Annotated in this window: 20 protein-coding genes; 8 read left to right on the forward strand and 12 right to left on the reverse strand. The window is 74.0% G+C overall.

Going from position 1 to position 25,355, the window contains the following annotated elements:
- Positions 1-210 precede the first annotated feature (210 nt).
- Positions 211-3,042, forward strand: a complete 2,832-nt coding sequence (locus tag ACIQGQ_RS18965) for a penicillin acylase family protein (RefSeq protein ID WP_402397183.1) — start codon at positions 211-213, stop codon at positions 3,040-3,042.
- 45 nt (positions 3,043-3,087) lie between these two features.
- On the opposite strand, the gene ACIQGQ_RS18970 is transcribed toward ACIQGQ_RS18965, so the two are convergent.
- Positions 3,088-4,347 (reverse strand): exo-beta-N-acetylmuramidase NamZ domain-containing protein, encoded by a 1,260-nt coding sequence (locus tag ACIQGQ_RS18970; protein ID WP_402397185.1) that lies wholly within the window; start codon positions 4,345-4,347, stop codon positions 3,088-3,090.
- A gap of 184 nt (positions 4,348-4,531) precedes the next feature.
- On the opposite strand from ACIQGQ_RS18970, the gene ACIQGQ_RS18975 reads away from it, so the two are divergent.
- Genes ACIQGQ_RS18975 through ACIQGQ_RS18985 form a run of 3 tightly spaced genes read left to right on the forward strand, consistent with a single transcriptional unit; the run spans position 4,532 to position 7,574 of the window.
- On the forward strand, positions 4,532-5,296 hold the full coding sequence (locus ACIQGQ_RS18975; protein ID WP_402397188.1) for an SDR family oxidoreductase: 765 nt from the start codon (positions 4,532-4,534) through the stop codon (positions 5,294-5,296).
- Entirely contained in the window at positions 5,293-6,951 is a 1,659-nt protein-coding gene (locus ACIQGQ_RS18980; RefSeq protein ID WP_402397190.1) for a class I adenylate-forming enzyme family protein, read from the forward strand. Before ACIQGQ_RS18975 ends, ACIQGQ_RS18980 begins: the two co-directional genes overlap by 4 nt.
- A 29-nt stretch (positions 6,952-6,980) precedes the next feature.
- A complete protein-coding gene (locus ACIQGQ_RS18985) occupies positions 6,981-7,574 on the forward strand; it encodes a TetR/AcrR family transcriptional regulator (RefSeq protein ID WP_366290079.1) in 594 nt (197 codons plus the stop codon).
- Positions 7,575-7,801: 227 nt separating this feature from the next.
- On the opposite strand, the gene ACIQGQ_RS18990 is transcribed toward ACIQGQ_RS18985, so the two are convergent.
- Complete coding sequence (locus tag ACIQGQ_RS18990; RefSeq protein WP_402397193.1) at positions 7,802-8,683, reverse strand: LysR family transcriptional regulator; 882 nt, start codon at positions 8,681-8,683, stop codon at positions 7,802-7,804.
- A gap of 74 nt (positions 8,684-8,757) precedes the next feature.
- Here ACIQGQ_RS18990 and ACIQGQ_RS18995 point away from each other — a divergent pair, with 74 nt between their 5' ends.
- Both ACIQGQ_RS18995 and ACIQGQ_RS19000 read left to right on the forward strand, forming a co-directional pair.
- Positions 8,758-8,937: a hypothetical protein gene (locus ACIQGQ_RS18995; RefSeq protein WP_402397196.1), complete on the forward strand. Its 180-nt coding sequence runs from the start codon at positions 8,758-8,760 to the stop codon at positions 8,935-8,937.
- A gap of 67 nt (positions 8,938-9,004) precedes the next feature.
- Entirely contained in the window at positions 9,005-13,666 is a 4,662-nt protein-coding gene (locus ACIQGQ_RS19000) for a HEAT repeat domain-containing protein (RefSeq protein WP_402397198.1), read from the forward strand.
- Positions 13,667-13,750: 84 nt separating this feature from the next.
- Here ACIQGQ_RS19000 and ACIQGQ_RS19005 read toward each other — a convergent pair whose 3' ends face one another.
- Both ACIQGQ_RS19005 and ACIQGQ_RS19010 read right to left on the reverse strand, forming a co-directional pair.
- Positions 13,751-14,965: an acyl-CoA dehydrogenase family protein gene (locus ACIQGQ_RS19005; RefSeq protein WP_402397200.1), complete on the reverse strand. Its 1,215-nt coding sequence runs from the start codon at positions 14,963-14,965 to the stop codon at positions 13,751-13,753.
- 3 nt (positions 14,966-14,968) lie between these two features.
- The gene (locus ACIQGQ_RS19010; protein WP_402397202.1) at positions 14,969-16,018 is read right to left on the reverse strand and encodes a phosphotransferase family protein; all 1,050 of its coding nucleotides are present in this window, start codon (positions 16,016-16,018) and stop codon (positions 14,969-14,971) included.
- A 165-nt stretch (positions 16,019-16,183) separates the two neighbouring features.
- Here ACIQGQ_RS19010 and ACIQGQ_RS19015 point away from each other — a divergent pair, with 165 nt between their 5' ends.
- On the forward strand, positions 16,184-17,473 hold the full coding sequence (locus tag ACIQGQ_RS19015; RefSeq protein ID WP_402397205.1) for a glucarate dehydratase family protein: 1,290 nt from the start codon (positions 16,184-16,186) through the stop codon (positions 17,471-17,473).
- A 222-nt stretch (positions 17,474-17,695) separates the two neighbouring features.
- Here the strand turns inward: ACIQGQ_RS19015 and ACIQGQ_RS19020 are convergent, their stop codons facing one another.
- The 6 genes from ACIQGQ_RS19020 to ACIQGQ_RS19045 form a co-directional block, all read right to left on the reverse strand.
- Positions 17,696-18,007 (reverse strand): DUF202 domain-containing protein, encoded by a 312-nt coding sequence (locus ACIQGQ_RS19020; protein ID WP_402397208.1) that lies wholly within the window; start codon positions 18,005-18,007, stop codon positions 17,696-17,698.
- Positions 18,004-18,399: a YidH family protein gene (locus ACIQGQ_RS19025; protein WP_402397211.1), complete on the reverse strand. Its 396-nt coding sequence runs from the start codon at positions 18,397-18,399 to the stop codon at positions 18,004-18,006. Before ACIQGQ_RS19025 ends, ACIQGQ_RS19020 begins: the two co-directional genes overlap by 4 nt.
- 47 nt (positions 18,400-18,446) lie before the next feature.
- Positions 18,447-18,968, reverse strand: coding sequence for an NUDIX hydrolase (locus ACIQGQ_RS19030; protein WP_402397214.1), 522 nt, complete (start codon positions 18,966-18,968; stop codon positions 18,447-18,449).
- Positions 18,969-19,002: 34 nt separating this feature from the next.
- Positions 19,003-19,776, reverse strand: a complete 774-nt coding sequence (locus tag ACIQGQ_RS19035) for a glucose 1-dehydrogenase (RefSeq protein WP_352279209.1) — start codon at positions 19,774-19,776, stop codon at positions 19,003-19,005.
- A 62-nt stretch (positions 19,777-19,838) separates the two neighbouring features.
- Positions 19,839-20,468: a TetR/AcrR family transcriptional regulator gene (locus tag ACIQGQ_RS19040; RefSeq protein WP_402397216.1), complete on the reverse strand. Its 630-nt coding sequence runs from the start codon at positions 20,466-20,468 to the stop codon at positions 19,839-19,841.
- Between the two features lie 57 nt (positions 20,469-20,525).
- Positions 20,526-21,419: a DMT family transporter gene (locus tag ACIQGQ_RS19045; RefSeq protein WP_402397219.1), complete on the reverse strand. Its 894-nt coding sequence runs from the start codon at positions 21,417-21,419 to the stop codon at positions 20,526-20,528.
- Between the two features lie 200 nt (positions 21,420-21,619).
- On the opposite strand from ACIQGQ_RS19045, the gene ACIQGQ_RS19050 reads away from it, so the two are divergent.
- Positions 21,620-23,275 carry an FAD-binding dehydrogenase gene (locus tag ACIQGQ_RS19050; protein ID WP_402397221.1) on the forward strand — a complete coding sequence of 552 codons (1,656 nt, stop codon included), beginning with the start codon at positions 21,620-21,622 and terminating at the stop codon, positions 23,273-23,275.
- A 9-nt stretch (positions 23,276-23,284) separates the two neighbouring features.
- Here the strand turns inward: ACIQGQ_RS19050 and ACIQGQ_RS19055 are convergent, their stop codons facing one another.
- Positions 23,285-23,776, reverse strand: a complete 492-nt coding sequence (locus tag ACIQGQ_RS19055) for an ASCH domain-containing protein (protein ID WP_402397224.1) — start codon at positions 23,774-23,776, stop codon at positions 23,285-23,287.
- A gap of 181 nt (positions 23,777-23,957) precedes the next feature.
- Positions 23,958-25,355 carry a GntP family permease gene (locus ACIQGQ_RS19060; RefSeq protein ID WP_402397226.1) on the reverse strand — a complete coding sequence of 466 codons (1,398 nt, stop codon included), beginning with the start codon at positions 25,353-25,355 and terminating at the stop codon, positions 23,958-23,960.

Below are 25,355 nucleotides of genomic sequence, written 5' to 3' on the forward strand. Positions count from 1 at the left end.
CTCGTACTTCGGCGTCATGAAAGGGACGTACGGCCGCCTCCAGAGGATCCCGTGGGGCGTGACGTTGTCCGGAATTAGACCGTCCGCCGGTCGGTACGGCCGTCGCGAACCTGCTCATGTGATGATTCGGAAAAAGTGACGGATGTTCATCTTACCGGTGGGTCGTACCGCCAGTAACCTCCGGCGCATCGGCCTCCCCGAGGAGCATCCATGCCCCCACGCACCGTCATGTCCAGAGCCGCCGCCGCGGCGGCGGTCCTCGCGCTCGGCGCCACCCTGCTGGCGGCCGCGCCGCAGGCGTCCACCGCCGCGGCGGCGGAACCCGCCCCCGTCACCGACTACTGCCAAGGGCAGTGCGACGACATCCTGCCGCCCGGCGAGAACGGCAACGCCACCCTCGTCGAGATCCTCGGCAACAAGACGGTCGGCACGCACCCCGCCCACAGCGACGACCAACTCGACCGCTACAACGGGCTGGTGGCCGGGTACTCCGGCCTCACCGACCAGAAGCTGACCGACTTCTTCAACGACGCCTCCTTCGGGGTCCCCGCGGACCAGGTCGAGTCCGTGACCTCGCCGCGCGACGACGTCACCATCACCCGCGACAAGGCCTCCGGCGTCCCGCACATCAAGGGCACCACCCGCTACGGCACCGAGTTCGGCGCCGGATACGCGGCCGGGCAGGACCGGCTCTGGCTGATGGACCTCTTCCGGCACATCGGGCGCGGCGAGCTGACCTCGTTCGCCGGCGGCGCGCTGGCCAACCAGGGACTGGAGCAACAGTTCTGGCCACAGGCCCCGTACACCGAGGCTGATCTCGAAGCCCAGGTCGAATACATCCGGACCCACGAGGGTGAGCGCGGAGAGCAGGCCATGGCGGACGCGCAGGCGTACGTCGACGGCATCAACGCCTACCGCGAGAAGTCCAAGAACGGCCGCTACTTCCCCGGCGAGTACGTGCTCACCGGAAAGATCGACGCCATCACCAACATCGGTGAGATCCAGCCCTTCAAGCTGACCGACCTGATCTCCATCGCCTCGGTCGTCGGCGGCCAGTTCGGCGGCGGCGGTGGCGGCGAGGTGCAGGCGGCGCTCTCGCTGCTGGCCGCCCAGCAGAAGTACGGGGTCGCCGAGGGCACGAAGGTCTGGGAGTCCTTCCGCCAGCGGGAGGACCCCGAGGCCGTGCTGACGATCCACGACGGCACCGCCTTCCCCTACGCCGGCAAGCCCGGCCAGGCGCACGGCACCGCACTGCCCGACCCCGGCTCCGTCACCGCAGAACCCCTGATCTACGACCGCACCGGCTCCGCGGGCACCGACCGCAAGGCCCCCGTCAAGGCCCCGGCCCGGCTCAAGAAGGCCCAGGGCATCTACGACGACGGCGTCATCCCCGAGGGCTCGCTGCCCGGCTCCGGCTCCGGCGCCCAGAAGCGCGGCATGTCCAACGCCCTGCTGGTCTCCGGCAAGCACACCGCGAGCGGCAACCCGATCGCCGTCTTCGGCCCGCAGACCGGCTACTTCGCCCCGCAGCTGATGATGCTCCAGGAGCTCCAGGGGCCCGGGATCAGCGCCCGCGGCGTCTCCTTCGCCGGGGTCGGCATGTACATCCAGATGGGGCGGGGCCAGGACTACGCCTGGAGCGCCACCTCGGCCGCCCAGGACATCACCGACACCTACACCGTCGACCTGTGCGAACCCGACGGATCCACGCCCACCAAGGACTCCACGCACTACCTCTACCGGGGCACCTGCACCGCCATGGAGACGCTGGAGCGCACCAACTCCTGGAAGCCGACCGTCGCCGACTCCACCGCGGCCGGCTCCTACCGGATGCAGGCGCGGCGCACGAACTACGGCATCGTCACCCACCGCGCCACGGTGGACGGCAGGCCCGTCGCGTACACCTCGCTGCGCTCCACCTACCGCCACGAGGCGGACTCGATCATCGGCTTCCAGATGCTCAACGACCCCTCGTACGTTACGGACGCCGCTTCCTTCCAGCGGGCGGCGAGCAGCATCGACTACGCCTTCAACTGGTTCTACGCCGACTCCCGCACCGCCGCGTACTACAACAGCGGGCTGAACCCGGTGCGCCCGGCGGACGTCGACCCGGCACTGCCGATCAGGGCCGAACGGGCCTACGAGTGGCAGGACTTCGACCCGGCGGCCAACACCGCCGCGTACACCGCCTTCGCCGCGCACCCGAACTCCAGCGGCCAGGACTACTACATCTCCTGGAACAACCGGCAGGCCAAGGGGTACGCGGCGGCGGGCTTCGGCCTCAGCGCCGTGCACCGGGGCGATCTGCTGGACCAGCGGGTGGCGAAGCTGGTCGAGGACGGCGGGGTGACCCGGGCGTCGCTGACCCGTGCCATGGCCGAGGCGGCCGTCACCGATCTGCGGGGCGAGCAGCTGCTGCCCGAACTGCTGAAGGTGATCCGCGCCAAACCGGTCACCGACCCCGCGCTGAACGCCGCCGTCCAGCAGCTGGACTCCTGGCGGGCGGCCGGTTCGCAGCGCAAGGAGACCAGCCCGGGCTCGCACACCTACACCCACGCCGACGCGGTGCGGATCATGGACGCGTGGTGGCCGAAGCTGGTCGAGGCCGAGTTCCGGCCGGGGCTCGGCGACGACCTGTACGGGGCGCTGACCACGAGCCTGGCCACCGACGAGTCCCCGGCCGCCAGCCACGGGCCGAGCGGGGCGCACAGCGGCTCCGCCTTCCAGTACGGCTGGTGGGGCTTTGTCGACAAGGACCTGCGCCAGGTCCTGGGCCAGTCGGTCAAGGGGCCGCTGGCCCGGACGTACTGCGGCGGCGGTGACGCGGACGGCTGCCGCGACGCCCTGCTCGGCGCCCTGAAGCAGGCCGTGGCCGAACCGGCCACCGCGGTCTACCCGGGCGACGGCACGTGCAAGGCCGGCGACCAGTGGTGCACCGACTCGATCATCCACCGGGCGCTCGGCGGGATCACCCAGAAGGCGATCCACTGGCAGAACCGCCCGACCTACCAGCAGGTGGTGGAGTTCTCCGCCCACCGGTAGGCCGCGAACCGGGCGGGTCCGCACGCGCGGACCCGCCCGGCTCCGTCAGTACTGGAGATACCGCTTGCGGACCGCCCGGAACGCGGCGAGGTCGGCCGACCACGCCCCGACCACCTCGTCGGTGTCCGCGCCCGCGTCGATCATGGTGCGGACCCGGGTGTTGCCGGTGAGCTTGTCGATCCAGTTGTCCGAGCGCCAGGCGAAGCCGTCCCAGCTCCGCTTCGCCGTCACCAGCAGCCCGATGCCGGTGCGCACCGGGTCGAAGACCTCGCGGTCCTGGACGTGCAGCTGCACCCCGCCGACCGTCCTCCCCTGGAACTTGGAGAACGTCGGCGCGAAGTACGCCTCCCGGAACGCGACCCCGGGCAGGCCGAGCGCGTTCGCCGCCTCCGCCCACCGCGGGCCGATGCCCTCCGCGCCCAGCAGCTCGAACGGGCGGGTGGTGCCGCGCCCCTCGGAGAGGTTGGTGCCCTCGAACAGGCAGGTGCCCGAGTAGACCAGCGCGGTGTCCGGGGTCGGCATGTTGGGGCTCGGCGGCACCCACGGCAGCCCGGTCGCGTCGAAGAAGTCCGTGCGCTTCCAGCCGGACATCTTCACGATGCGCAGGTCGACCGGACGGTCGGCCAGGAAGCGCGCGTTGAAGAGCAGCGCCAGCTCGGTGACGGTCATGCCGTGCGCCTGGGCGATCTCCCGGCGGCCCACGAAGGTGCCGAAGGCCGGGTCGAGGACCGGGCCGAGCGCCGCCCGCCCGGTCACCGGGTTCGGCCGGTCCAGGACGACGAACCGCTTGCCCGCGAGCGCCGCGGCCTCCATGCAGTCGTACAGCGTCCAGATGTACGTGTAGAAGCGGGCGCCCGCGTCCTGGATGTCGAAGACGACCGTGTCGACGCCGGAGGCGGTGAAGACGTCGGCGAGCGGTTGACCGCTCTTCAGATACGTGTCGTAGACCGGGAGTCCGGTCGCCGGGTCGTCGTACCGGCCCTCCGAGCCGCCCGCCTGCGCGGTGCCGCGGAAACCGTGCTCCGGGCCGAAGACGGCGATCAGGTCCACCCGTTCGTCCGGGTGCATCACATCGACGATGTGGCGTACGTCGGAGGTGATCCCGGTCGGGTTGGTGACGATGCCGACCTTCTCGCCCTTCAGCAGGGCGTAGCCGTCCGCCGCCAGCCGGTCGAAGCCGGTACGGACCCTGCGCCCCTTGCCCGGAGCGGGCGAGGCGGCCGCCGTCCCGGCCCCGGCGGCCGTCGCGGCGAGGGCCCCCACCGCACCGCCCGCGGCCAGCAAACCACGTCTGGACAGGCTCATCCGGCAACCTCCATGATCGCGAAGCATGTCATGGCCACGCACGGTAGCGCGGGTTCCGGCCGTACGGAACGAGCCGGACGGGACTGGTGCGACAGGAGTGTCCGCCACCTGGGTCCCGTCCCTTCCGCTCCGGCATACCGACTGGTTAGTCTGCCGGTGGAGTCGGCTGAGAGAGGCGGAACCGATGGGCGTGGTCAAGGGTGCGGGAGTGGTGGTCACCGGGGCCGGCGGCGGGATCGGGGCCGCACTGGCCCGCCGGTTCGCCGCCGAGGGCGCCCGGGTTGTGGTCAACGACCTCGACGGGGCGCGGATCGAGGCGCTGGCCGGGGAGATCGGTGCCACCGCCGTCGCCGGTGACGCCTCCGGGATCGTGGCCGAGGCGCGCGACGCGCTGGACGGCACCGTCGACATCTACTGCGCCAACGCCGGACTGGCCTCGCCCGGCGACGCCCTCGCCGGCGAAGAGGTCTGGGCCGCGGCCTGGGACGTGAACGTGATGGCCCACGTCCGCGCGGCCAGGGAGCTGCTGCCCGGCTGGCTGGAGCGCGGCAGCGGCCGGTTCGTCTCGACCGCCTCCGCCGCCGGGCTGCTCACGATGATCGGCGCCGCCCCGTACAGCGTCACCAAGCACGGGGCCGTCGCCTTCGCCGAGTGGCTCTCGCTCACCTACCGCCACCGCGGCATCAAGGTGCACGCCATCTGCCCGCAGGGGGTGCGTACGGACATGCTCACCGCCGCCGGATCGGCCGGGGAGCTGGTCCTCGCCCCCAGCGCCATCGAGCCGGAGGCGGTCGCCGACGCCCTCCTCGACGCCATGGCCCAGGACCGCTTCCTGGTCCTGCCGCACCCCGAGGTCGCCGGCTACTACCGGGCCCGCGCCAAGGACACCGACCACTGGCTCGACGGCATGAACCACCTCCAGCGCACCTGGGAGGGGACCGGCGCATGACCGGATCGATCTACGCCGCCCGGCCCTGGCTCGCCCTCCTCGGCGAGGCCCAGCGGGCCCCCGTCCACCCCGCCCCGACCCTGGTCCACGCCTTCCGGGAGTCCGCCGCCCGCACCCCCGACCGCGCCGCCCTCGCCTACTTCGACGGCCGCCTGGGCTACCGCGAGACCGACGCGCTCTCCGACGCGGTCGCCGGCCACCTCGCCGCGAAGGGGCTGGAGCCCGGCGACCGGGTCGCGCTCATGCTCCAGAACAGCCCGCAGTTCGTCCTCGCGCTGCTCGGCGCCTGGAAGGCCGGGGCCGTCGTCGTCCCGCTCAACCCGATGTACAAATCGGCCGAGGTCGGCCACGTCCTGAAGGACGCCGGGGTCACGGCGGTGATCTGCGCGGACCGGATCTGGGAGGCGTTCCTGCGGGAGACCGCGGCCGGGGCCCCGTCCGTACGGATCGTCCTCACCACCAGCGAGCTCGACCTCCAGACCCGGAACGACGAACGGGTCCTCGCCTTCGAACGGCTGCCGGTGCCCCGGGACACCGAGGACCTGGTCGCCGTCGCCCGCCGGGGCGGCGGGGCCCCCGAGGGGCGGGTGCCCGGCGCCGACGACGTGGCGCTGATCAGCTACACCTCCGGGACCAGCGGCACCCCCAAGGGCGCCATGAACGCGCACCGCAACATCATGGTCAACGCCGAGCGCCAGCGCACCGGCCACCCGGTCCCCGAGGGCTCCGCCTACTTCGCGCTCGCCCCGCTCTTCCACATCACCGGCGTGGTGTGCCAGCTCGCCGCCTGCCTCGCCAACGCGGGCACCCTCGTCCTCGCCCACCGCTTCCACCCCGGCGTCGTCCTCGACGCCTTCGCCGAGCACCGCCCCGCCTACACCGTCGGCCCGTCCACCGCCTTCATGGCGCTGGCCGCCCACCCCGGCGCCACCCCCGGGCACTTCGCCTCCTTCCGGATCATCTCCTCGGGCGGCGCACCGGTACCGCCCGCCCTGATCGAGAAGTTCCGCGCGGAGTTCGGCCCCTACCTCCACAACGGCTACGGGCTCACCGAGTGCACCGCCCCCTGCGCCGCCGTACCGCCGGAGCGCGAGGCACCCGTGGACCCGGCCTCCGGGACGCTGTCCGTCGGCGTCCCCGGCCCGGACACGGTGGTCAGGATCCTCGACGAGAACGGCGCGGAGGTCCCCTTCGGCACGCACGGCGAGATCGCCGTGCGGGGCCCGCAGGTGGTCACCGGCTACTGGGGGCTGCCCGAGGCCACCGCCGCCGCCTTCCCGGACGGCGAACTGCGCACCGGCGACATCGGATTCATGGACGAGGCGGGCTGGCTCTACGTCGTCGACCGCAAGAAGGACATGATCAACGCCTCCGGCTTCAAGGTCTGGCCCCGTGAGGTGGAGGACGTCCTCTACACCCACCCGGCGGTCCGCGAGGCGGCCGTCGTCGGCGTCCCCGACCCCTACCGGGGCGAGACCGTCCGCGCCTGCGTCAGCCTCCGTCCCGGAGCCACGGTGGCGCCCGAGGAGTTGACGGCGTACTGCGCCGAGCGGCTCGCGGCGTACAAATACCCCCGGGAGGTCGAGATCCTCGCGGAACTGCCGAAGACGGCGAGTGGGAAGATCCTCCGGAGGGAACTGCGTTCCCCCCGATGACGGATCCATGCGGAAGGCAGGTAACGGCAATGGCCAAGGCGACGGACGGGGAGCAGGCCCCCGTCCCCCGGCGACTGCTGGCCGCGGCCACCCGGCTCTTCGCCGAGCGGGGCTACGACCGCACCTCGGTCCAGGACATCGTCGAGGCCGCGGGCGTCACCAAGGGCGCGCTCTACCACTACTTCGGCTCCAAGGAGGACCTCCTCCAGGAGGTCTACGCCCGGGTGCTCCGCCTCCAGCAGGAGCGCCTGGACGCCTTCGCCGGCGCGGACGCCCCCGTCGAGCAGCGGCTGCGCGACGCGGCGGCCGACGTGGTCGTCACCACCATCGAGAACCTGGACGACGCCTCGATCTTCTTCCGGTCGATGCACCACCTCAGCCCGGAGAAGAACAAGCGGGTCCGGGCGGAGCGCCGCCGCTACCACGAGCGCTTCCGGGCGCTGGTGGAGGAGGGGCAGCGCAGCGGGGTGTTCTCCACCGCCACCCCGGCCGACCTGATCGTCGACTACCACTTCGGCTCGGTCCACCACCTGTCCACCTGGTACCGGCCGGACGGCCCGCTCAGCCAGCAGGAGGTCGCCGACCACCTGGCCGATCTGCTGCTGCGGGCCCTGCGCCCGTAGGGGGTGTCCGACACAAGCCTGCGGCGTCGCGGGGTCCGGCACGTCCCCAGGCTCTCGGCTTCGCCCGAGCAGGGGACACCCCACTGCTCGCGGCGTCGCCGAACCGCCCAGGTGGCTCCTTCCCCGAGCTCTCGACTCCGTTCGAGCAGGGGAGACCCCGTCCGCAGACGCTCCGGCGCCTTGCGATCGCACGCACCGGACCCCGCTCCTTCACCCGCACTCATTCATCAGACACCCCCAGCGGCCGTCAGCCGGTCGAGGAGCGCCGTGGCGGCCGGGTTGCGCGGCCGGGGCGCCCGGCCGGCGAGGACCACCGTTCGGCCGGGCTCCGGCTGACGGATGCTCACGCACGGCAGCCCCGCCTCCGTGCCGATCCGCCGGGGCACGATCGCCACCCCGATCCCGGCCCGTACGAGATCGACGAGCAGCCGGATCTGGGTGACGTCGCAGGTGATCCGGCGTTCCAGACCGCAGTGCGCGGCCAGCCTGCGCACCGCGGTCTCCAGGCCCGTACCCGCCCGGAAGTCCACGAACGGCTCGTCCGCGAGGTCCTTGATCAGGGTGCGCCCGGCATTCGCCAGCCGGTGGTCCGGCGCGGTGATCAGCACCAGGTCCTCGTGCCAGGTCGCGAAGGCGGCGATGCCGTCCGGGAGTTCGGCGGCGTCCGGGGCGAGGAAGGCCAGGTCCAGCTCGCCGGCGCGCAGCCCCGCCACCAGCTCCGGCGTCGTCGCCTCGCGCAGCGAGATCTGCACCCCCGGCCAGGCGCGGTGGTACGCGGCCAGTCCGGCCGCCAGGTCCACGCAGGTCAGCGTCTGGATCGTGCCGACCCTGACCCGGCCGGTCACCAGCCCCGACACGGCCGCCACCGCGTCCCGCGCCGCCTCCGTACCGGCCAGCACCGACCGGGCCGACGGCAGCAGCGCCCGGCCCGCCTCGGTCAGCACCACCCGGCGGCCGGTCCGGTCGAACAGCTCGGCCCCCAGCTCCCGCTCCAGATTCCGTACGGAGGTGCTCAGCGCGGACTGCGCGATCGGCTCGGCACGGGCGGCGGCGGTGAAACTGCCGTGCGTGACCACCGCCATGAAGTGGCGGAGTTGGCGAAGCTCCATCCATCCACGATAACGATGGGAGCCAGCTGAATCATCTGTTGGACCGATCGCGCGGGTGGTCCGAAGCTGGTCCCATGACGCAGATCCAGCAGTCCGCGCCCCAGCGGCCCGCGCAGGTCCCCGTGCTGTGGACGGCGGCCCACGGACCGCACCACCCGGCGGCCGTCCGGCTGTTCGCCCGCTGCCTGCTGCGGGTCCGCGCCTTCGCCCGCGAACTGGCGCTGGCGGACCACGCGGGCTCCGGCGGCTACTGAGCGCCCGCACCACTGCCGGGACCGAATCCGCTGGTCGGGCCGGTGCCCGCCCGGTTAGCATCCGACGATGCGGACCCCGGCCGGCGAACAGCTCCACACCACCACGGACCCCGGGGAGCTCCCGCCCCGGGAGCTGGGGCGGCTGATCCGCCACCACGACCCCGCCTCGCGCCACCTGGGCCTCGCCCTGCTCACCGAGCACCTCGCCGCCCGCCCGCCGTCGGACGACGCGGAGGCGGCCGGACTCGCCGCGCTGCTGCCCACGACGCTCACCGGACCGCCGGAGGCGGACCTCCTCCTGGCCGGACTCCACGGAAGGGCCGGGCACGACGAACGGTTCGCCCGCGCCCTGGACGACCGCCCCCGCCCGCCGTGGCGCACGGCCGGAACGCTGCCCGCCTCGGTACGGACCGCCTGGCTGCGCGCCGATCTGCTGCACGACCCGGCGGCGGCGCTGCGCGAGGAACCCCCGGGCGAGCCGCTGTACCAGGCGGTCCGGGGCGTGGACACCACCGCCGCCCGCCGCCCGGCCCGGCTGGTGGCGGAGCTGGCGGGCGGCGCCGACCCGGTGCTCCGGGCCGAGGCGGTACGGCTGGCCCGGCAGGGGCTGTACGCCGGACTGCTGGCCCCCGCCCAGGCCCGGGCTGCCCTGACCGGACTGCTGGACACCGGCGGCACCGGCGGCACCGAGGCCGTCACTGCCGCGCTGGACGGGCTGGCGGAGCCGTGGGCGGCGCTCGACCCGCTGCCGCCCGGCCTCCTCGCCCCGTTCCTCCGTACCGGCCCGGCCGGGTCCGCCGCGGAGCCCGTACCCGCCTCCGTGGCCGGTGCCGCGCTCACGGTCGCCGCCCGCCACGGCCACCGGGACCTGCTGCGCGGGGCCGCCGAGGACCCGGACCTGGCGCCCGTGCTGCGGCGGCGGGCGATGGAACTCCTCGGAGATCTCGCCGGACGCGCGGACATCGGCGGGCTGACCGCCCTCGCCGCGCGCGATCCGCTGCTGCTCGGCGCCCCGGCCGTGGCCTGCCTGCGCGGCCTCCACCGGCGCGGGCACTTCCCGGACGGGCCGGACGTCCCCGTCGTCGTCGGCCTGGCCCTCGCGGACCACTCCATCGCACCCCACGACGTGGCGACGGTCCTCTTCACCGTCCGCCAGGACGCGCTCCGGGTCCTCACCGACGCCCCCGCCGCGGACCCGGACTGGCCGCGCCGGCTCGCCCTGCTGACCGCCCTCGCCGCCCAGGGCGCCGGGGACCTCCCGGTCGGGGCCGCCGTCACCCGGCTGCTGCCCGCCGCCCCCGCACCCGGCCCGTTCCTCGACGCGATCCGGGAACTGCGCCACACGGACGCCGAGGAGGCGGTGCTCGCCCTGCTGCCCTCGGCGCCGGACGCGGCCCTGGAGACCCTGGAGGCGATCGGCGGCGACCGGACGGTCCTGGCCCTGGGCGAAGGACTGGGCCTCGGCACGGCGACCGGAGACCAGGTGGCGCCCCATCTGCGCCCGGTACGCCACCGCGCCCTCGAACTGCTCTGGCGGCTCGACCGTGACCCGGAGCGCCGCCGCGCCCTGCTCGCCCGGCTCGACCCCGCCGACCTGCCCCCGCGCATCGCGGCCGGCCTCGGCCGCCCGGATCCCGGGGAGCTGGCCCTGCTCCGCTCCCACCTCGACCCGGACCGGCCGGACGCCGCGCTGTGCCGGCTGGCGGCCCACGGCGACGCGGACACCCTCCCGGCCCTCGCCGACCTGCTGCTGCGCGTCGTCTCCGCACTGGCCACCGCGCGGGAACCGGGCGCCCCCGACCGGACCGGCGAGCACGGGCAGCCCGCCGGGGAGCCCGTGGTGCCCCAGGAGATCCTGGACGCCCTGCACGGCCTCGGCCGCCGGCTCCACGGGCGGGGCGCGATCAGACCGGTCTGCCTGCTCACCGCCACGGACGCCGACGCAGCCGGGCACGCCCTCGTCGCGAGCCTCGCCCTGGAGCTGCTGGACCGCTCCGGACTCCTCGACCACGAGCGGGTGATCCTGCTCGAACTGCTGCTCAGGGCCCCCTGGACGGGCACCCGGGCCCGGGTGCACCGGCTGACCCGCCACCGGGACCGGCACGTCCGCAAGCACGCCATCGCCCTCCTCGCCCGCGACGCCGCGGGAGAGGACGCCCAGGCCCTCTCGGCGACCCTGATCGCGCTGACCCGGGCCCGGGACGTCCAGACCGTACGGCAGGCCCTGCTCGCCCTGGGCCACGCCCGGGCCCACTGGGCGAGCGCCGCGATCGCCGACCGCCTGGACCACCCGAACACGAACATCCGCAAGACGGCGGCCGCGGCCCTGGTCCGCACCGGCGGCCGGGCGGCGGTCCCCGGGCTCCTCGACCGGCTCGGCCGCGAGGACAACCCCGCCCTGCGCGACACCCTCGTCGAAGCCCTGCGCACGGTACTCGGCGAGGCCCACGCCGCCACCCTGCTGGCCGCCGCCGAGCACGCCCGCCCCACCGCCGTCCGCGAGCGCCTCCTGCTCGGCCTGTCCGGCGCCCTCGGCACCCGCGCGGTCCGCGCCCTGGCCGAACAGGAGTCACCGGTGGCGGCCCCGCTGCTCGCCCTGCTGGCGTCCGGCCGGGTCCGCCCGGCCACCGGCACCCTGGACGACCTCGCCGCACCCCTGGCCCGCCACGGCATCGCCGTCCCCTCCGCCGGGCCGCCCCCGCCCGCGCCCCGCGCGGCCGACCGGGATGCCGGAACCCTGCTGGCCGACGGCTGGGACGCGGCCGTCGCGCTGCGCCTGGCCGGGCGGGACGATATGCCCGCCCCGGACCGGACCGAGGCGCTGCGACCGCTGCTGGCCGACTGGCTCCGGCTCGCCGCGTCGCCACCGGTGCGCCGGGACCCGGCGCTGCGGAGCCGGGTGGTGCGGTACGCGCTGCGGACCTGCCCCGGGCCCCGGAGCGCGGCGGAACTCGGCGCGTACGCCCGCTCCGCCCCGGTCCTGCTGGCCGCGCTGGCCGACGCCCGCGACCGGGACCGGCACGACCTCGTCGCCGTACTCGAATCCGCCGCCCCGCTGCTGACGGCCTCCGCCCGGACCGCCGCCACCACCGCCGTCCGTGCCCTGCGCCCCGCCCCGGTCGCCCCCGCCCGCTCCACGGTGCCGCTGCTGCGGCTGCTCGGCGCGGTCCCGGTCCGCGCAGACCTCGACCGGGACCTCGCCGCCGCCCGGCTCGGCGCCGACCCCTGGCGGGGCGCGACCACCGTGCTCCGGGCCGCCTTCGCCGTACCGGAGCACGGCACGCCGCTCCCGGCCGGGGCCCGGGCCTGGCGCGGGGCGCTGGAGGAGGCGGCCCGCACCCCGGAGGCGCTGGCCCGGTTCCGCGCCCGGGACGACGGAACGGTCCCCTCCAGGGACCGGCTGGCCGCGCTCGCCGGGGCCCACGAGACCGCCGCCCCCGGGGCCCGCACCGCGCTCGTCGACTGGATGGCACACCTCCAGCCCCTCGACGCACCGCCCTGGACCCTCGCCGAGACCGCCCGTACCCCGGCCCCGCCCCCACGCCGGGTACGCGGGGACGACCTCGACCAGCCCCGCTCGGCCGCCCAGCGGGAGCGGCTGCTGACCCTGCTGGACGGGCCCGGGGAGGACCGCCGCCGCACCGCCGCCCTGGCCCTGGCCCGCTGGCCCGAGCCGGAGGCCCGGCTGCCGGTGCTCCGCGCGTATCTGCGCGGCCGGGTCGACCTGCCCGTCGACACCGGCCTGGCCCGTGCGCTGCCCCTGCTCGACCCGGCCGAACTGCGCGCCGGGGACGTCCTGCGCGACCGGGTCGCGCACACCGCCGCCCGGCTCGGACCCCGGGAACTGGAGCGGCTGGTGCCGCTGTTGCTGGAGTGGTGGCGAACGGCTCCGCCCGCCGAGGCCGGGGCGATCCGCGACGCCCTGCGCGCCTGCCCGGCCGACGCCCTCGCCACGCTCCTCGCCGACCGGCCGGGCGGTGGCGACCGGGGCTCCCTGGAACTGCTCGCCGGCCGCCCGCTGCTGCGCACCCCGGCCCTGGAGCGGGCCCGGCGACGGCTGCGCGAGGAGGGCCACGGCGACCTGGCGGACCGGCTGCTGCTCGTCGAGGGCCCCCTGCGCGGCCCGGACGCGGCCCGGCACGACGCTGCCGCCCTGGCGGCGCTCCGCGAGCGCCGGGAACCCGCACCCGCCGCGACCGGCGCCGGCCCGTCCCGCCAGGAGCTGCTGGAGCTGGCCGCCACCGGCACACCGGAACAGATCTGCCGGGCACTCACCGCGCTGGCCGAGGCGCACCCCGGCCCCGCACCCGACGACGACCCGCGCCTGTCCGGCCTGCTGGCCGGGCTGCTCACCCACCCCCGCGCCCGGGTCCGGCTGCGCGCCCACCGCACCTCACGGGCGATGCTCGACCGGCCGGCCCACCTCGACCACACCCGGACCCTGCTGGACGACCCCAGCCCGGACGTGGTGCGCATGGCGGTCCGCACCCTCTGCCGGGCGGCCTGGACCCCCGCCCTCCCCGCCGTGACCGGGCTGCTCGGCCATCCGCACCCGGCGGTCCGCGACGCGGCGGCCGAGGGGCTGGCCGCCCTGGGCACGACGGCCGTCCCCGCCCTGCGCGCCGCGGCCGCCCGCGCCCGCCCCGACCGGCGCGCCCGCTACACCGACGTACTGGACCGGATCGGGGCGGGCGGGAGCCGACCCCGTACGCCGGGAGACGTCCGGTGATCCCCGGCGGGCGCGCGACGACGGCTCCTCCACCGACACGGCGGGGCGCACCGGGCGCCGCTCCCGGCACGGCCCCGATCCGCCTTACACGTACCGCTTGATCTCGCGCCGGGCCAGCGACCGCTGGTGCACCTCGTCCGGGCCGTCCGCCAGCCGCAGCGTCCGGGCCGCCGCCCACAGCTCGGCCAGCGGGAGGTCCTGGCCGACGCCGCCCGCCCCGTGCAGCTGCACGGCCTGGTCGAGGATGGCGACCACGGCACGCGGGGTGGCGATCTTGATGGCCTGGATCTCGGTGTGCGCGCCCCGGTTGCCCACCGTGTCCATCAGCCACGCGGTCTTCAGCACCAGCAGCCGCAGCTGCTCCACCGTGACCCGGGCGTCCGCGATCCAGTTCTGCACGACGCCCTGCTGGGCGAGCGGCTTGCCGAAGGCGGTACGGGACACCGCCCGCCGGCACATCAGCTCGATCGCCCGCTCCGCCATGCCGATCAGCCGCATGCAGTGGTGGATGCGGCCCGGACCCAGCCGCGCCTGGGCGATGGCGAAGCCGCCGCCCTCCTCGCCGACCAGGTTCGTGACGGGCACCCGCACATCGGTGAGGACCACCTCGGCGTGGCCGCCGTGGTAGTGGTCCTCGTACCCGTACACCCGCATGGCGCGGCGGACCTCGACGCCGGGGGTGTCGCGCGGGACCAGGACCATCGACTGCTGGCGCCGGATGTCGGCGCCAGCAGGATCGGTCTTGCCCATCACGATGAAGACCGCGCAGTCCGGGTTCATCGCCCCGGAGATGTACCACTTGCGCCCGTTGATGACGTACTCGTCGCCCTCGCGCGCGATCCGGGTCTCGATGTTCGTCGCGTCCGAGGAGGCCACCTCGGGCTCCGTCATCGCGAACGCCGAGCGGATCTCCCCGGCGAGCAGCGGCTCCAGCCACCGCTTCTTCTGCTCGTCGGTGCCGAACTGGTGGAGCACCTCCATGTTCCCGGTGTCCGGGGCGGCGCAGTTGAGCGCCGTGGGCGCCAGCTGCGGGGAGCGGCCGGTGATCTCGGCCAGCGGGGCGTACTGGAGATTGGTCAGTCCGGCCCCGTACGCCGGATCGGGGAGGAAGAGGTTCCACAGCCCCTGCCGCCGGGCCTCGGCCTTCAGCTCCTCCACGACCCGCGGGGTGTCCCAGGGCGAGGCCAGCAGCGCGCGCTGCTCCTCGGCCGCCGCCTCGGCGGGGTACACGTGCTCGTCCATGAAGGCGAGCAGCCGGGCGCGCAGCTCCTCGGTGCGGGCGTCGAACGCGAAGTCCATGGGTCAGCCTTCCTGGAGGGTGGTGAGGCCGTGCTCGATGAAGACGGGGACGAGGTCGCCGATCCGGTCGAAGCCGGCGCCGACGGTCTGGCCCAGGGTGTAGCGGTAGTGGATGCCCTCCAGGATCACGGCCAGCTTGAACCAGGCGAACGCGGTGTACCAGGAGAGGGCGGAGGTGTCCCGGCCGGAGCGGGCGGCGTAGCGCTCGATCAGCTCGGCGGGGGAGGGGTGGCCGGGGGCGCCGCTGGTGGTGGAGACCGGTGACTCGGCCAGGCCGAGGTCCGAGCTGTACATGACCAGCAGGCCGAGGTCGGTGAGCGGGTCGCCGAGCGTGGACATCTCCCAGTCCAGCACGGCCTTGATCCGGTCGTCGTCACCGATCAGCACGTTGTCCAGCCGGTAGTCGCCGTGCACGACGGTGGGCGCGGGCGAGGCGGGCAGCGCGCGGCCGAGCGCGGTGTGCAGCGCGTCGATGCCGGGCAGTTCGCGGTTGCGCGAGGCGTCCAGCTGCTTGCCCCAGCGGCGCAGCTGCCGCTCCAGGAAGCCCTCGGGACGCCCGAAGTCGCCGAGCCCGACGGCCTGCGGGTCCACCGCGTGCAGGTCGACCAGGGTGTCGACGAGCCCGAGGACCGCCTCCCGGGTGCGCCCGGGGCCCAGCGGGGCGAGCTGCTCGACCGTGCGGTACGGGGTGCCCGCCACGTACTCCATGACGTAGAACGGCGCACCGTTCACCGACTCGTCCTCGCAGAGCAGCACCGGCTCGGGCACCGGCACACCCGTCGGGTGCAGGGCGCTGATCACCCGGTGCTCGCGCCGCATGTCGTGCGCGGTGGCCAGCACATGGCCCAGCGGGGGCCTGCGGACCACCCACCGGCCGGTGCCGTCCGTGACGGCGTACGTGAGGTTCGAGCGGCCGCCCTCGATCAGCCGGGCCCGCAGCGGTCCGCCCACCAGCCCCGGCCGCTCCCGGTCGAGATGCCCGCGCAGCCGGTCGAGGTCGAGACCGGGCGGGGAGACGTCGGGGCCGGTGCCCGGCGGGGGGACTGAGCTCATCGTGCGCACCTCCGGAGGGGAAGAAAGACGGGAACCATCATGCCGACCAGTCGGTATGTCGTCCAGTGTCCGGCGGCGGGTCGTCCGTGCCCCCCGGGGCGGGGCGGCGTTTCTCGATCCCTCAGGAGTCTGGTGCTCAGTCGTATCCCTGAATAGAGTTCACGTATGAATACAGAGCTGCTGATCGACGACGTCCGGCTGACCCCGATCCTGATCGCCGACCCGCCCCTGCTCAACACCCAGGGAGTCCACCAGCCGTACACCCCGCGGCTCGTCGTGGAGGTCGTCACCCGTGGTGGGGTCACCGGTGTCGGTGAGACGTACGGGGACGGGAAGTACCTGGAGCTCGCCCGGCCGCTCGCCGAGGCGCTCCGGGGCCGCCCGGTCAGCGATCTGAACGGCCTCTTCGCACTGGCCGACGCGGTGTGCGGCGATTCGGGCGCGGCCGACGACCGGGTCGAGGCGGGCGGCCTGCGCGGCGTCCAGACCGCCGACAAGCTCCGGCTCTCCGTCGTCTCCGGCTTCGAGGTCGCCTGCCTGGACGCGCTGGGCAAGTCCCTCGGCCTGCCCGTGCACGCCCTGCTCGGCGGAAAGGTCCGCGACCGCGTCGAGTACAGCGCCTACCTCTTCCACCGCTGGGCCGCCCACCCCGAGGGCGGCGAACGGGACGACTGGGGCGCCGCCCTCGACCCGGCCGGCGTCGTCGCCCAGGCCCGCCGCTTCGCCCGCGAGTACGGCTTCTCGTCCTTCAAGCTGAAGGGCGGCGTCTTCGAGCCCGACCGGGAGATCGCCGCGATCCGCGCCCTGGCCGAGGAGTTCCCCGGCCGGCCGCTGCGCCTGGACCCCAACGGTGCCTGGTCCGTGGAGACCTCGCTGTACGTCGCCGACCAGCTCAAGGACGTACTGGAGTACCTGGAGGACCCGGCGACCGGTACGGGGCCGATGGCCGAGGTCGCCGCGGGCACCGACGTACCGCTGGCCACCAACATGTGCGTGACCACCCTCGCCGAGGTGCCGGAGGCCTTCGCCCGGGGCGCCGTGCAGGTCGTCCTCTCCGACCACCACTACTGGGGCGGGCTGCACCGGACCCGGGAACTGGCCGCGATCTGCCGCACCTTCGGCGTCGGCCTCTCCATGCACTCCAACACCCACCTCGGCATCAGCCTCGCCGCGATGACCCACGTCGCCGCCACTGTCGCCAACCTCGACTACGCCTGCGACAGCCACTACCCCTGGCAGACCGAGGACGTCATCACCACCCGCCATGTCTTCGAGAACGGACACCTCACCGTCTCCGACGCCCCCGGCCTCGGCGTCGAACTCGACCGCGAGCGGCTCGCCGCGCTGCACCGGCGCTGGCTCGACGACGACGGCACGATGCGCGAGCGCGACGACGCGGCCGCGATGCGCAAGGCCGAACCGGAGTGGCGGACCCCGGCGATCCCCCGCTGGTGACCGGCGCGCTAGGGGGTGTCTGACAAATGCCTGCGGCGTCGCGGGGGCCGGCACGCACGCTCGCGGCGTTGCCGAACCGCCCACGTGGCTCCGCCACGCAGACGCCCCGGCGCCTTGCGACCGCACGCACCGGCCCCCGCTCCTTCACCCGCACTCATTTATCAGACACCCCCTAGGAGTGCGGCGGCCCGCCCGGGCCCCGCACCCCGTACGCGCGGCGGCTCAGAACAGCATGGCCGTGGCGCACCCCGCGAGCACCACCGCGCACCCGGCCACCGCCAGCGCGCCGCGCACCGTCAGCGGCCGGGGCCGGGCACTCCCCATCCGGAGCACCCGCCGGTGCGCCACCACCAGCATCGCCAGCCAGGCCAGCGCGCTCAGCGACACCGCCACCACCGCGGCCGGGCCCGCCCCGGCGTGCAGCGCCTGCTTCGCCGCCAGCGCCAGCACCACCGTGCAGGACAGCGTCGTACGCCGCCAGGCCAGCCGGGTCCGCTCGGGCTGGAGCCCGGGATCGCGCGCCACACCGTTCACCGGCCCTCCCAGCCGAAGAGGACCACCACCACCATCGCCACCGCCACCACGGCGACCGCCAGACCGAGCAGCGCCGGGAACCGCGAGACCGGCAGGTCCTCCCCGCGCCGCATCGCCCGCTCGCACCGCACCCAGTGGTTGACGGCCCGCAGCGCGCACAGCACCCCGGCCGCCAGCAGGGCCAGCGCCAGCCCCGCGCGCACGCCCCAGGCCAGCTCCGGCAGGAACTGGTCGACCGCGAAACCGCCGCCGATCAGCGCCAGGGCCGTCCGGATCCAGGCGAGGAAGGTGCGCTCGTTGGCGAGCGAGAACCGGTAGTCGGGCGTCTCGCCCTCCTCGCGGACGCGTTCCGGCGCGAACCACAGCCGCAGGCCCCGCACGAATTCGATCACGTCCGGACCCTATCCGCCGCTTCCCCCGGGACGGGCGCCGACCGGACTCAGGAGCCCGCCCCGTCCGCCCGGAAGGAGCGCAGCCGCCGGTAGGCCGCCAGCCCGTCCGGCACCCACGGCCAGTCGTCGATCCGCGCGGCCAGCTCGTCGTCGGTGAGGAAGGTGTGCCAGGCCACCTCCTCCACCTGCGGGCTGACCGGCAGTTCGCACCGCACCCGGTAGACGTACGACCACCAGGAGTGCCCGGCGCTCTCGTAGAGGAACTTGAAGAGCGGCTCGGGCCGGGGGAGTCCGGACACCCCCAGCTCCTCCTCCGCCTCCCGCAGCGCCGCCTCGTCGTACGACTCGCCGGCACCGACCACCCCGCCGACGAACATGTCGTAGTGGGACGGGAAGACCAGCTTCCCCGGGGTCCTGCGGTGGACGAAGAGCCGCCCCTGCGCGTCCCGGGCCTCGATGAAGACGCAGCGATGGCGAAGGCCCCGCGCGGTCGCCTCACCGCGCGGGGCCTGCCCCACGACCTGGTCGTTCTCGTCGACGATGTCCAGGATCTCGTCAGAAGGAGTCATGCTCCCCATCCAACATCAGGACACCGCCGCGGGATCACTGGCCCATGACGTACTTGACGGTCGGACCGGTGGTCCAGCCGCCGTCCACGGCCAGCTCGGCACCGGTGATGTACGAGGCGGCGTCCGAGAGCAGGAAGGTGACCGCGGCGGCGATCTCCGGGGCCTCGCCGACCCGGCCCATCGGGGTGTTCGGGTAGTTGCCCTCGCCCTGCTGGATGCCGACGGAGGCGGTCATCGGGGTGTACGTCATGCCCGGGTGCACCGAGTTGACCCGGATCCGGGACGTGCCGAGCTCCACCGCGCCGACCTTCGTCAGTCCGCGCACGGCCCACTTCGAGGCGCCGTAGCTGGACGTCAGGGCGAGGCCCATCAGACCGGCCGCCGAGGAGATGTTGACGATCGAGCCGCCGCCGTTCTCCTTCATCAGCGGGATCACCGTCTTCATGCCGATGAAGACGGCCGTCAGGTTGATGTCGATGACCTTGCGGAAGTGCTCGACGCTCTCGGTCTCCAGCGGCATCCCGGTCGACACCCCGGCGTTGTTGACCAGACCGTCGATCCGGCCGAACTCGGCGACGGCGAACTCGGCGACCCGCTGCCAGTCCTCCTCGGAGGTCACGTCGTGGTGGACGAAGCGGGCCTTCCCGCCCAGCTCGGCGGCGGTGGCCGCACCCTCCTCGTCGAGCAGGTCGGTGATCACCACGTTGGCGCCGCCCGCCACCGCGAGGCGCGCGGCCTCGGCGCCCAGGCCCCGGGCGCCGCCGGTGATGATGACGGTCTTGTCGCTGAGGTTGCTCGTGTCAGTCATGGTGTTTCCTCTGTGCGGTACGGAAGGGTGCGTGATGCGGTGGCCCCGGCGGTACGGACCCCTCAGGGGGTGCCCGGCACCGGGGCGCGCAGGAACGCGGTGGTGGTTTCGACGAGATCGGCGAGGAAGAGCGCCTCGCCGGTCAGCGGCTCGATCCCGTCGAGCCGCTGGCGCGCGCGGTCGGCGAACGCCGCGCCGATCAGGGTGAGCGCCAGGTCCAGGCGCTCCAGGCGGACCGGGGCGGGCAGACCGTCCAGGCGGTCCTTGAGCAGGGCGATCAGCCGCCCGTAGTGGGTGTCGTCCAGGACGGGATGAGGGGTGCCGGTCCGCAGCCCGGTCTCATGGGTGAGCCGGACCGAGATCCGCAGGCAGCGGCAGCCCCGGTCGTCGGCGAGCAGACTCGCCTCGGCCGTCACCAGCGCGGCGACCAGCTCCCGTACGCCGCAGTCCGCGTCCAGCGCGTCCAGCAGCCGGGCCATCACCCGCTCGGTGCGGTCCTGGCGGCCCGCCATCACCGCGTCCAGCAGCCCGGCCCGGGAGCCGAAGTGGTACTGGACGGCGGAGGGGTTGCTCTGCCCGGCGAGCCGGACGATGTCACGCAGCTGAGCGCCGTCCGGACCCTGGGCGGCGAAGATCTCCTCGGCCGCGCGGATCAGCTTCTCCCGGGTCTCGGGACCGGACGTTCGCGCCATACCCGCACTCTAATACTGGCCATTATTAAAAACCAGTGGAGGGGCGTCCCGAGCAGCTCAGTTGGGCTGGAGGCTCTTCTCCCGCCGACCGCCCACCGGCCCCTCCGGCATCGCCGGATGGAGCCCGAGCAGCACGATCCCGACGACGATCGCGGCGAGCCCGACGGCCTGCCAGGCCAGCGCCCCGGCGTCGGTGCGCAGCCGGTCGCCGAGGAAGCCGATCCCGCAGGCGATCCCGGCCAGCGGCTGGGCGGCGGTCAGCGGGGGCAGCGAGACCCTGAGCGGCCCGGTCTCGAACGCGCTCTGCACCAGCAGCAGCCCCGTCACCCCCAGCAGTACGACGGCGTACGGCTGCCACGCCGTGAGCAGCGCCGTCCACCCGCCGCCCGTGATGAGCTGGCCGCTGACCCGGGTGAGCGCGTCCTGGAGCCCGTAGAGCAGCCCGGCCGCCACCGCGAGCAGCGCGGGGGAGGCCGCGGTGACGGCGCGTTTGGCGACGGCGGTCAGCAGCAGCGCGGTCCCCACCACCACCCCGACCACCAGCCAGTGCCGCGCCGCACTGGTCACCGCCTCGCCGCCCTCGGGCCGCCCCGCCAGCAGAAAGGCCGCGACCCCGCCGGCCAGCAGCCAGAGGCCGGCCCAGCCCTGGCGGCCGAGCCGCTGGCCGGTGCGGTGGCGGGACAGGGTCATCGCGAAGAGCAGATTGGTGGCCAGGAGCGGTTCGACGACGGAGACCTCGCCGTTGGCCAGGGCCAGGGCGCCCAGCACCATCCCGCAGACCATCAGCCCGACCCCGGCCAGCCAGCTCGGCACCCGCATCAGGTCGAGCAGCAGCCGGGGCGAGAGGTAGTCGCTCCTCGGGGCGTGCGAGGCGGCGGCCTGCTGGAGGACGAAGCCGAATCCCAGGCAGCAGGCGGCACTCATGGCGAGCGCGACGACCAGCACCGACATGCCGCTACCTCGTACAGGGCCGGAAATGGGGTGATGTGTACCGACGATAGCGCCGGTGTGCCCCGGGTGCGGCCGGAACGGGGCCGACCGGGCGGTTGACGCCGTGGCGGCCGGTGCAGAAGATCTGACGCACGAGTAACTTCCGGCCCCGGCAGGACCGCACGCCCCGGTACCGGACCGCCCCGACAAGGATGGAACCCATGGCGTACGACGCTGATGTGATCGTGATCGGGGCGGGGCTGGCCGGGCTGGTGGCCACCGCCGAACTGGCCGAGGCGGGGCGCTCGGTGATCCTGCTCGACCAGGAGCCCGAGCAGTCGATCGGCGGCCAGGCGCACTGGTCCTTCGGCGGCCTCTTCCTGGTCGACTCGCCTGAGCAGCGCCGGATGCGGGTCAGGGACAGCCACGAGCTGGCGCTCCAGGACTGGTTCGGCACGGCGGGCTTCGACCGCGAGGAGGACCACTGGCCGCGCAAGTGGGCCGAGGCGTACGTCGACTTCGCGGCCGGTGAGAAGCGCTCCTGGCTGCGCGCCCAGGGGCTGCGGCTCTTCCCCGTGGTCGGCTGGGCCGAGCGCGGCGGCTACGACGCCACGGGCCACGGCAACTCCGTACCCCGCTTCCACATCACCTGGGGCACCGGCCCCGGCGTCGTCGCCCCCTTCGAGCGCCGGGTCCGCGAGGGCGTCGCCAAGGGCCTCGTGCGCTTCGCGTTCCGGCACCGGGTCACCGGCCTCGGCCGCACCGGGGGCACCGTCGACACCGTGACCGGCGAGGTGCTGGAGCCGAGTGCCGCGGCCCGGGGCACCGCGAGCAGCCGGGTGGTGGCCGGCTCCTTCGAACTGCGGGCCCAGGCGGTGATCGTCACCTCCGGCGGCATCGGCGGCAACCACGACCTGGTGCGCCGGCAGTGGCCCGCCCGGCTCGGCACCCCGCCCGCGAAACTGCTCTCCGGCGTCCCCGCCCACGTCGACGGACTGATGCTCGGCATCGCCGAGGAGGCGGGCGCCCACCACATCAACCGCGACCGGATGTGGCACTACACCGAGGGCATCGAGAACTGGAACCCGATCTGGGCCAAGCACGCCATCCGCATCCTGCCCGGACCGTCCTCGCTCTGGCTGGACGCCCGCGGCAAGCGGCTCCCGGTCCCGCTCTTCCCGGGCTTCGACACCCTCGGCACCCTCGAACACATCATGCGGTCCGGCCACGAGTACACCTGGTTCGTCCTCGACCAGAAGATCATCGGCAAGGAGTTCGCGCTCTCCGGCTCGGAGCAGAACCCGGACCTCACCGGCAAGTCGATCCGCGACGTGATCGGCCGGGCCCGCGCCGACGTGCCGGCCCCGGTGAAGGCGTTCATGGACAACGGGGTCGACTTCGTCGTGGAGAAGGACCTCTCCGCGCTCGTGAGGGGCATGAACAAGCTGACCGGCGAGGGGCTGATCGACGAGGCCGAGCTGCGCCGCGAGATCGTCGCCCGGGACCGCGAGATCGCCAACCCCTTCACCAAGGACCTCCAGATCACCGCGATCCACGGCGCCCGCGCCTACCTCGGCGACAAGCTGATCCGCACCGCCGCACCGCACCGCATCCTCGACCCCAAGGCCGGTCCGCTGATCGCCGTACGGCTGAACATCCTCACCCGCAAGTCGCTCGGCGGGCTGGAGACGGACCTGTCCTCCCGGGTGCTGACCGAGGACGGCACCCCGCTGGCCGGGGTGTACGCGGCGGGCGAGGCGGCCGGCTTCGGCGGCGGCGGGGTGCACGGCTACCGCTCGCTGGAGGGGACCTTCCTCGGCGGCTGCATCTTCTCCGGCCGGGCGGCGGGCCGGGCGGCCGCGAAGGCGGTCGGCTGAGGCGCCCGGCTACCGCGCTCCCGCGGCGGGGTCCAGCCGTTCGACGACGCGGAACCGCTCGGCGACGACCATGGTGTCGTCGTCGACGGTGAAGCCCGGGTCGCCGAGCGCCTCCCGCATCTCGTCGCCGTGCCAGAACCGCTCGTGCGCCGCACGCCACTCGGCCACCGAGGAATAACCCTCGCCCTCGTCGACCGCGTGCTGGAGACCGACGTCGCCCAGGCGCAGCACCCGTACCTCCGTCACCTCCAGTACGGCGACCTCCCGGCCGTCCGAGTCGATCAGCGCGGACCGCTCGCCCACCGGCGGCAGCTCCTCGTCCTCCGCCTCGTACTCGGCGAGCAGCCCGGTCGTCGAGACCTTCGCACCGGTGAGGACCGCCTCGACCAGCTGGTCGCGCAGCGGCCCCGGGAAGGCCAGCAGGAAGGGCTTGAGGGGTTCCCCGGCGGGGCCTTCGAGCGGCGCCCTGAGGGTTTCGTCAAGAGGCTCGTGGTTCGACATGCGGTCAAGTCTGGCACGCGCCGCCGGGGCCGGCGGCGAAACGGGCGAAAGGCTACCGATTCACCAACGGGGTCCGATCGCGCGGCAGTTGGAAACCGGGCCGGCCGGTACGACGACGGCGCCCACCGGCCCGGGTGCACCCCGGGCCGGTGGACGCCGACGGAGGCGGTCCGGACGGTCCCTAGACGATCAGCGACAGCAGCATGACGAAGGCCAGCGAGACCACGGAGATGATCGTCTCCATCACCGACCAGGTCTTCACCGTCTGGCCGACGCTCATCCCGAAGTACTCCTTCACCAGCCAGAACCCGGCGTCGTTGACATGGCTGAAGAAGAGCGAGCCCGCGCCGACCGCCAGCACCAGCAGCGCGGCGTGGGAGGTCGACATGTCGGCCGCCAGCGGGGCGACCAGACCGGCCGCCGAGATGGTGGCCACCGTCGCCGAACCGGTCGCCAGCCGGATCGCCACCGCGATCAGCCAGCCCAGCAGCAGCGCCGGGATCGACCAGTTCCTGGAGAAGTCCAGGACCATCTGGCCCACACCCGCGTCGATGAGGGTCTGCTTGAAGCCGCCGCCCGCGCCCACGATCAGCAGCACACCGGCGATCGGCGCGAGCGACTTCTCGACCGTGGTGGAGAGCCGGCCCTTGGAGAATCCGGCCGCCCGGCCCAGCGTGAACATGCCGACCACGACCGCCGCCAGCAGCGCGATCAGCGGCGAGCCGATCACGTCGGTGATCTTCTGGAGACCCTGTTCCGGATCGTCCACGACGATGTCGACCAGGGCCTTGACCAGCATCAGCACCACCGGCAGCAGGATCGTCGCCAGTGTGGCGCCGAAGCCGGGACGGCGGTCGAGATCCTCCGAGGGCCGCTGCGGAACCATCCGCTCCGGCACCGGGACGTCCACCCAGCGCGCCGCGTAGCGCGAGAAGAGCGGCCCCGCGATGACCACGGTGGGGATCGCCACCAGGACGCCCAGCGCCAGCGTGACCCCGAGATTGGCGCCGAGGGCGTCGATCGCCACCAGCGGTCCGGGGTGCGGCGGGATCAGCCCGTGCATCACGGAGAGACCGGCCAGCGCCGGGATGCCGATCCGCATCAGCGAGTGGTTGCCGCGCTTGGCGACCAGCAGCACCACTGGGATCAGCAGCACGATGCCGACCTCGAAGAAGAGCGGCAGGCCGATCACCGAGGCGATCAGCACCATCGCCCACGGCATGGAGCGCCCGCTCGCCCGGGCGAGGATGGTGTCGACGATCTGGTCCGCGCCGCCGGAGTCGGCCAGCAGCTTCCCGAGGATCGCGCCGAGCGCGATCAGCACACCGACGCCCGCGACGGTCGAGCCGAGACCGGCGGTGAAGCTGGCGATCGTCTTCGCCGGGGCCGCCCCGGCGAACGAACCGAGCGCCAGCGACCCGATGGTCAGCGCGAGGAACGCGTGCATCTTGAACTTGGTGATGAGCAGGACGATGACGGCGATGCCCGCCAGGACGGCGATGCCCAACTGCGCGTTGCCGGCCGAGGTGATCGGTTCGACGGCGTCCGCTGCCAACATCTCGACGCTGAGACTGGTCAC

This window comes from Streptomyces sp. NPDC092952, from assembly GCF_044754785.1.
Taxonomy (GTDB): Bacteria; Actinomycetota; Actinomycetes; order Streptomycetales; family Streptomycetaceae; genus Streptomyces.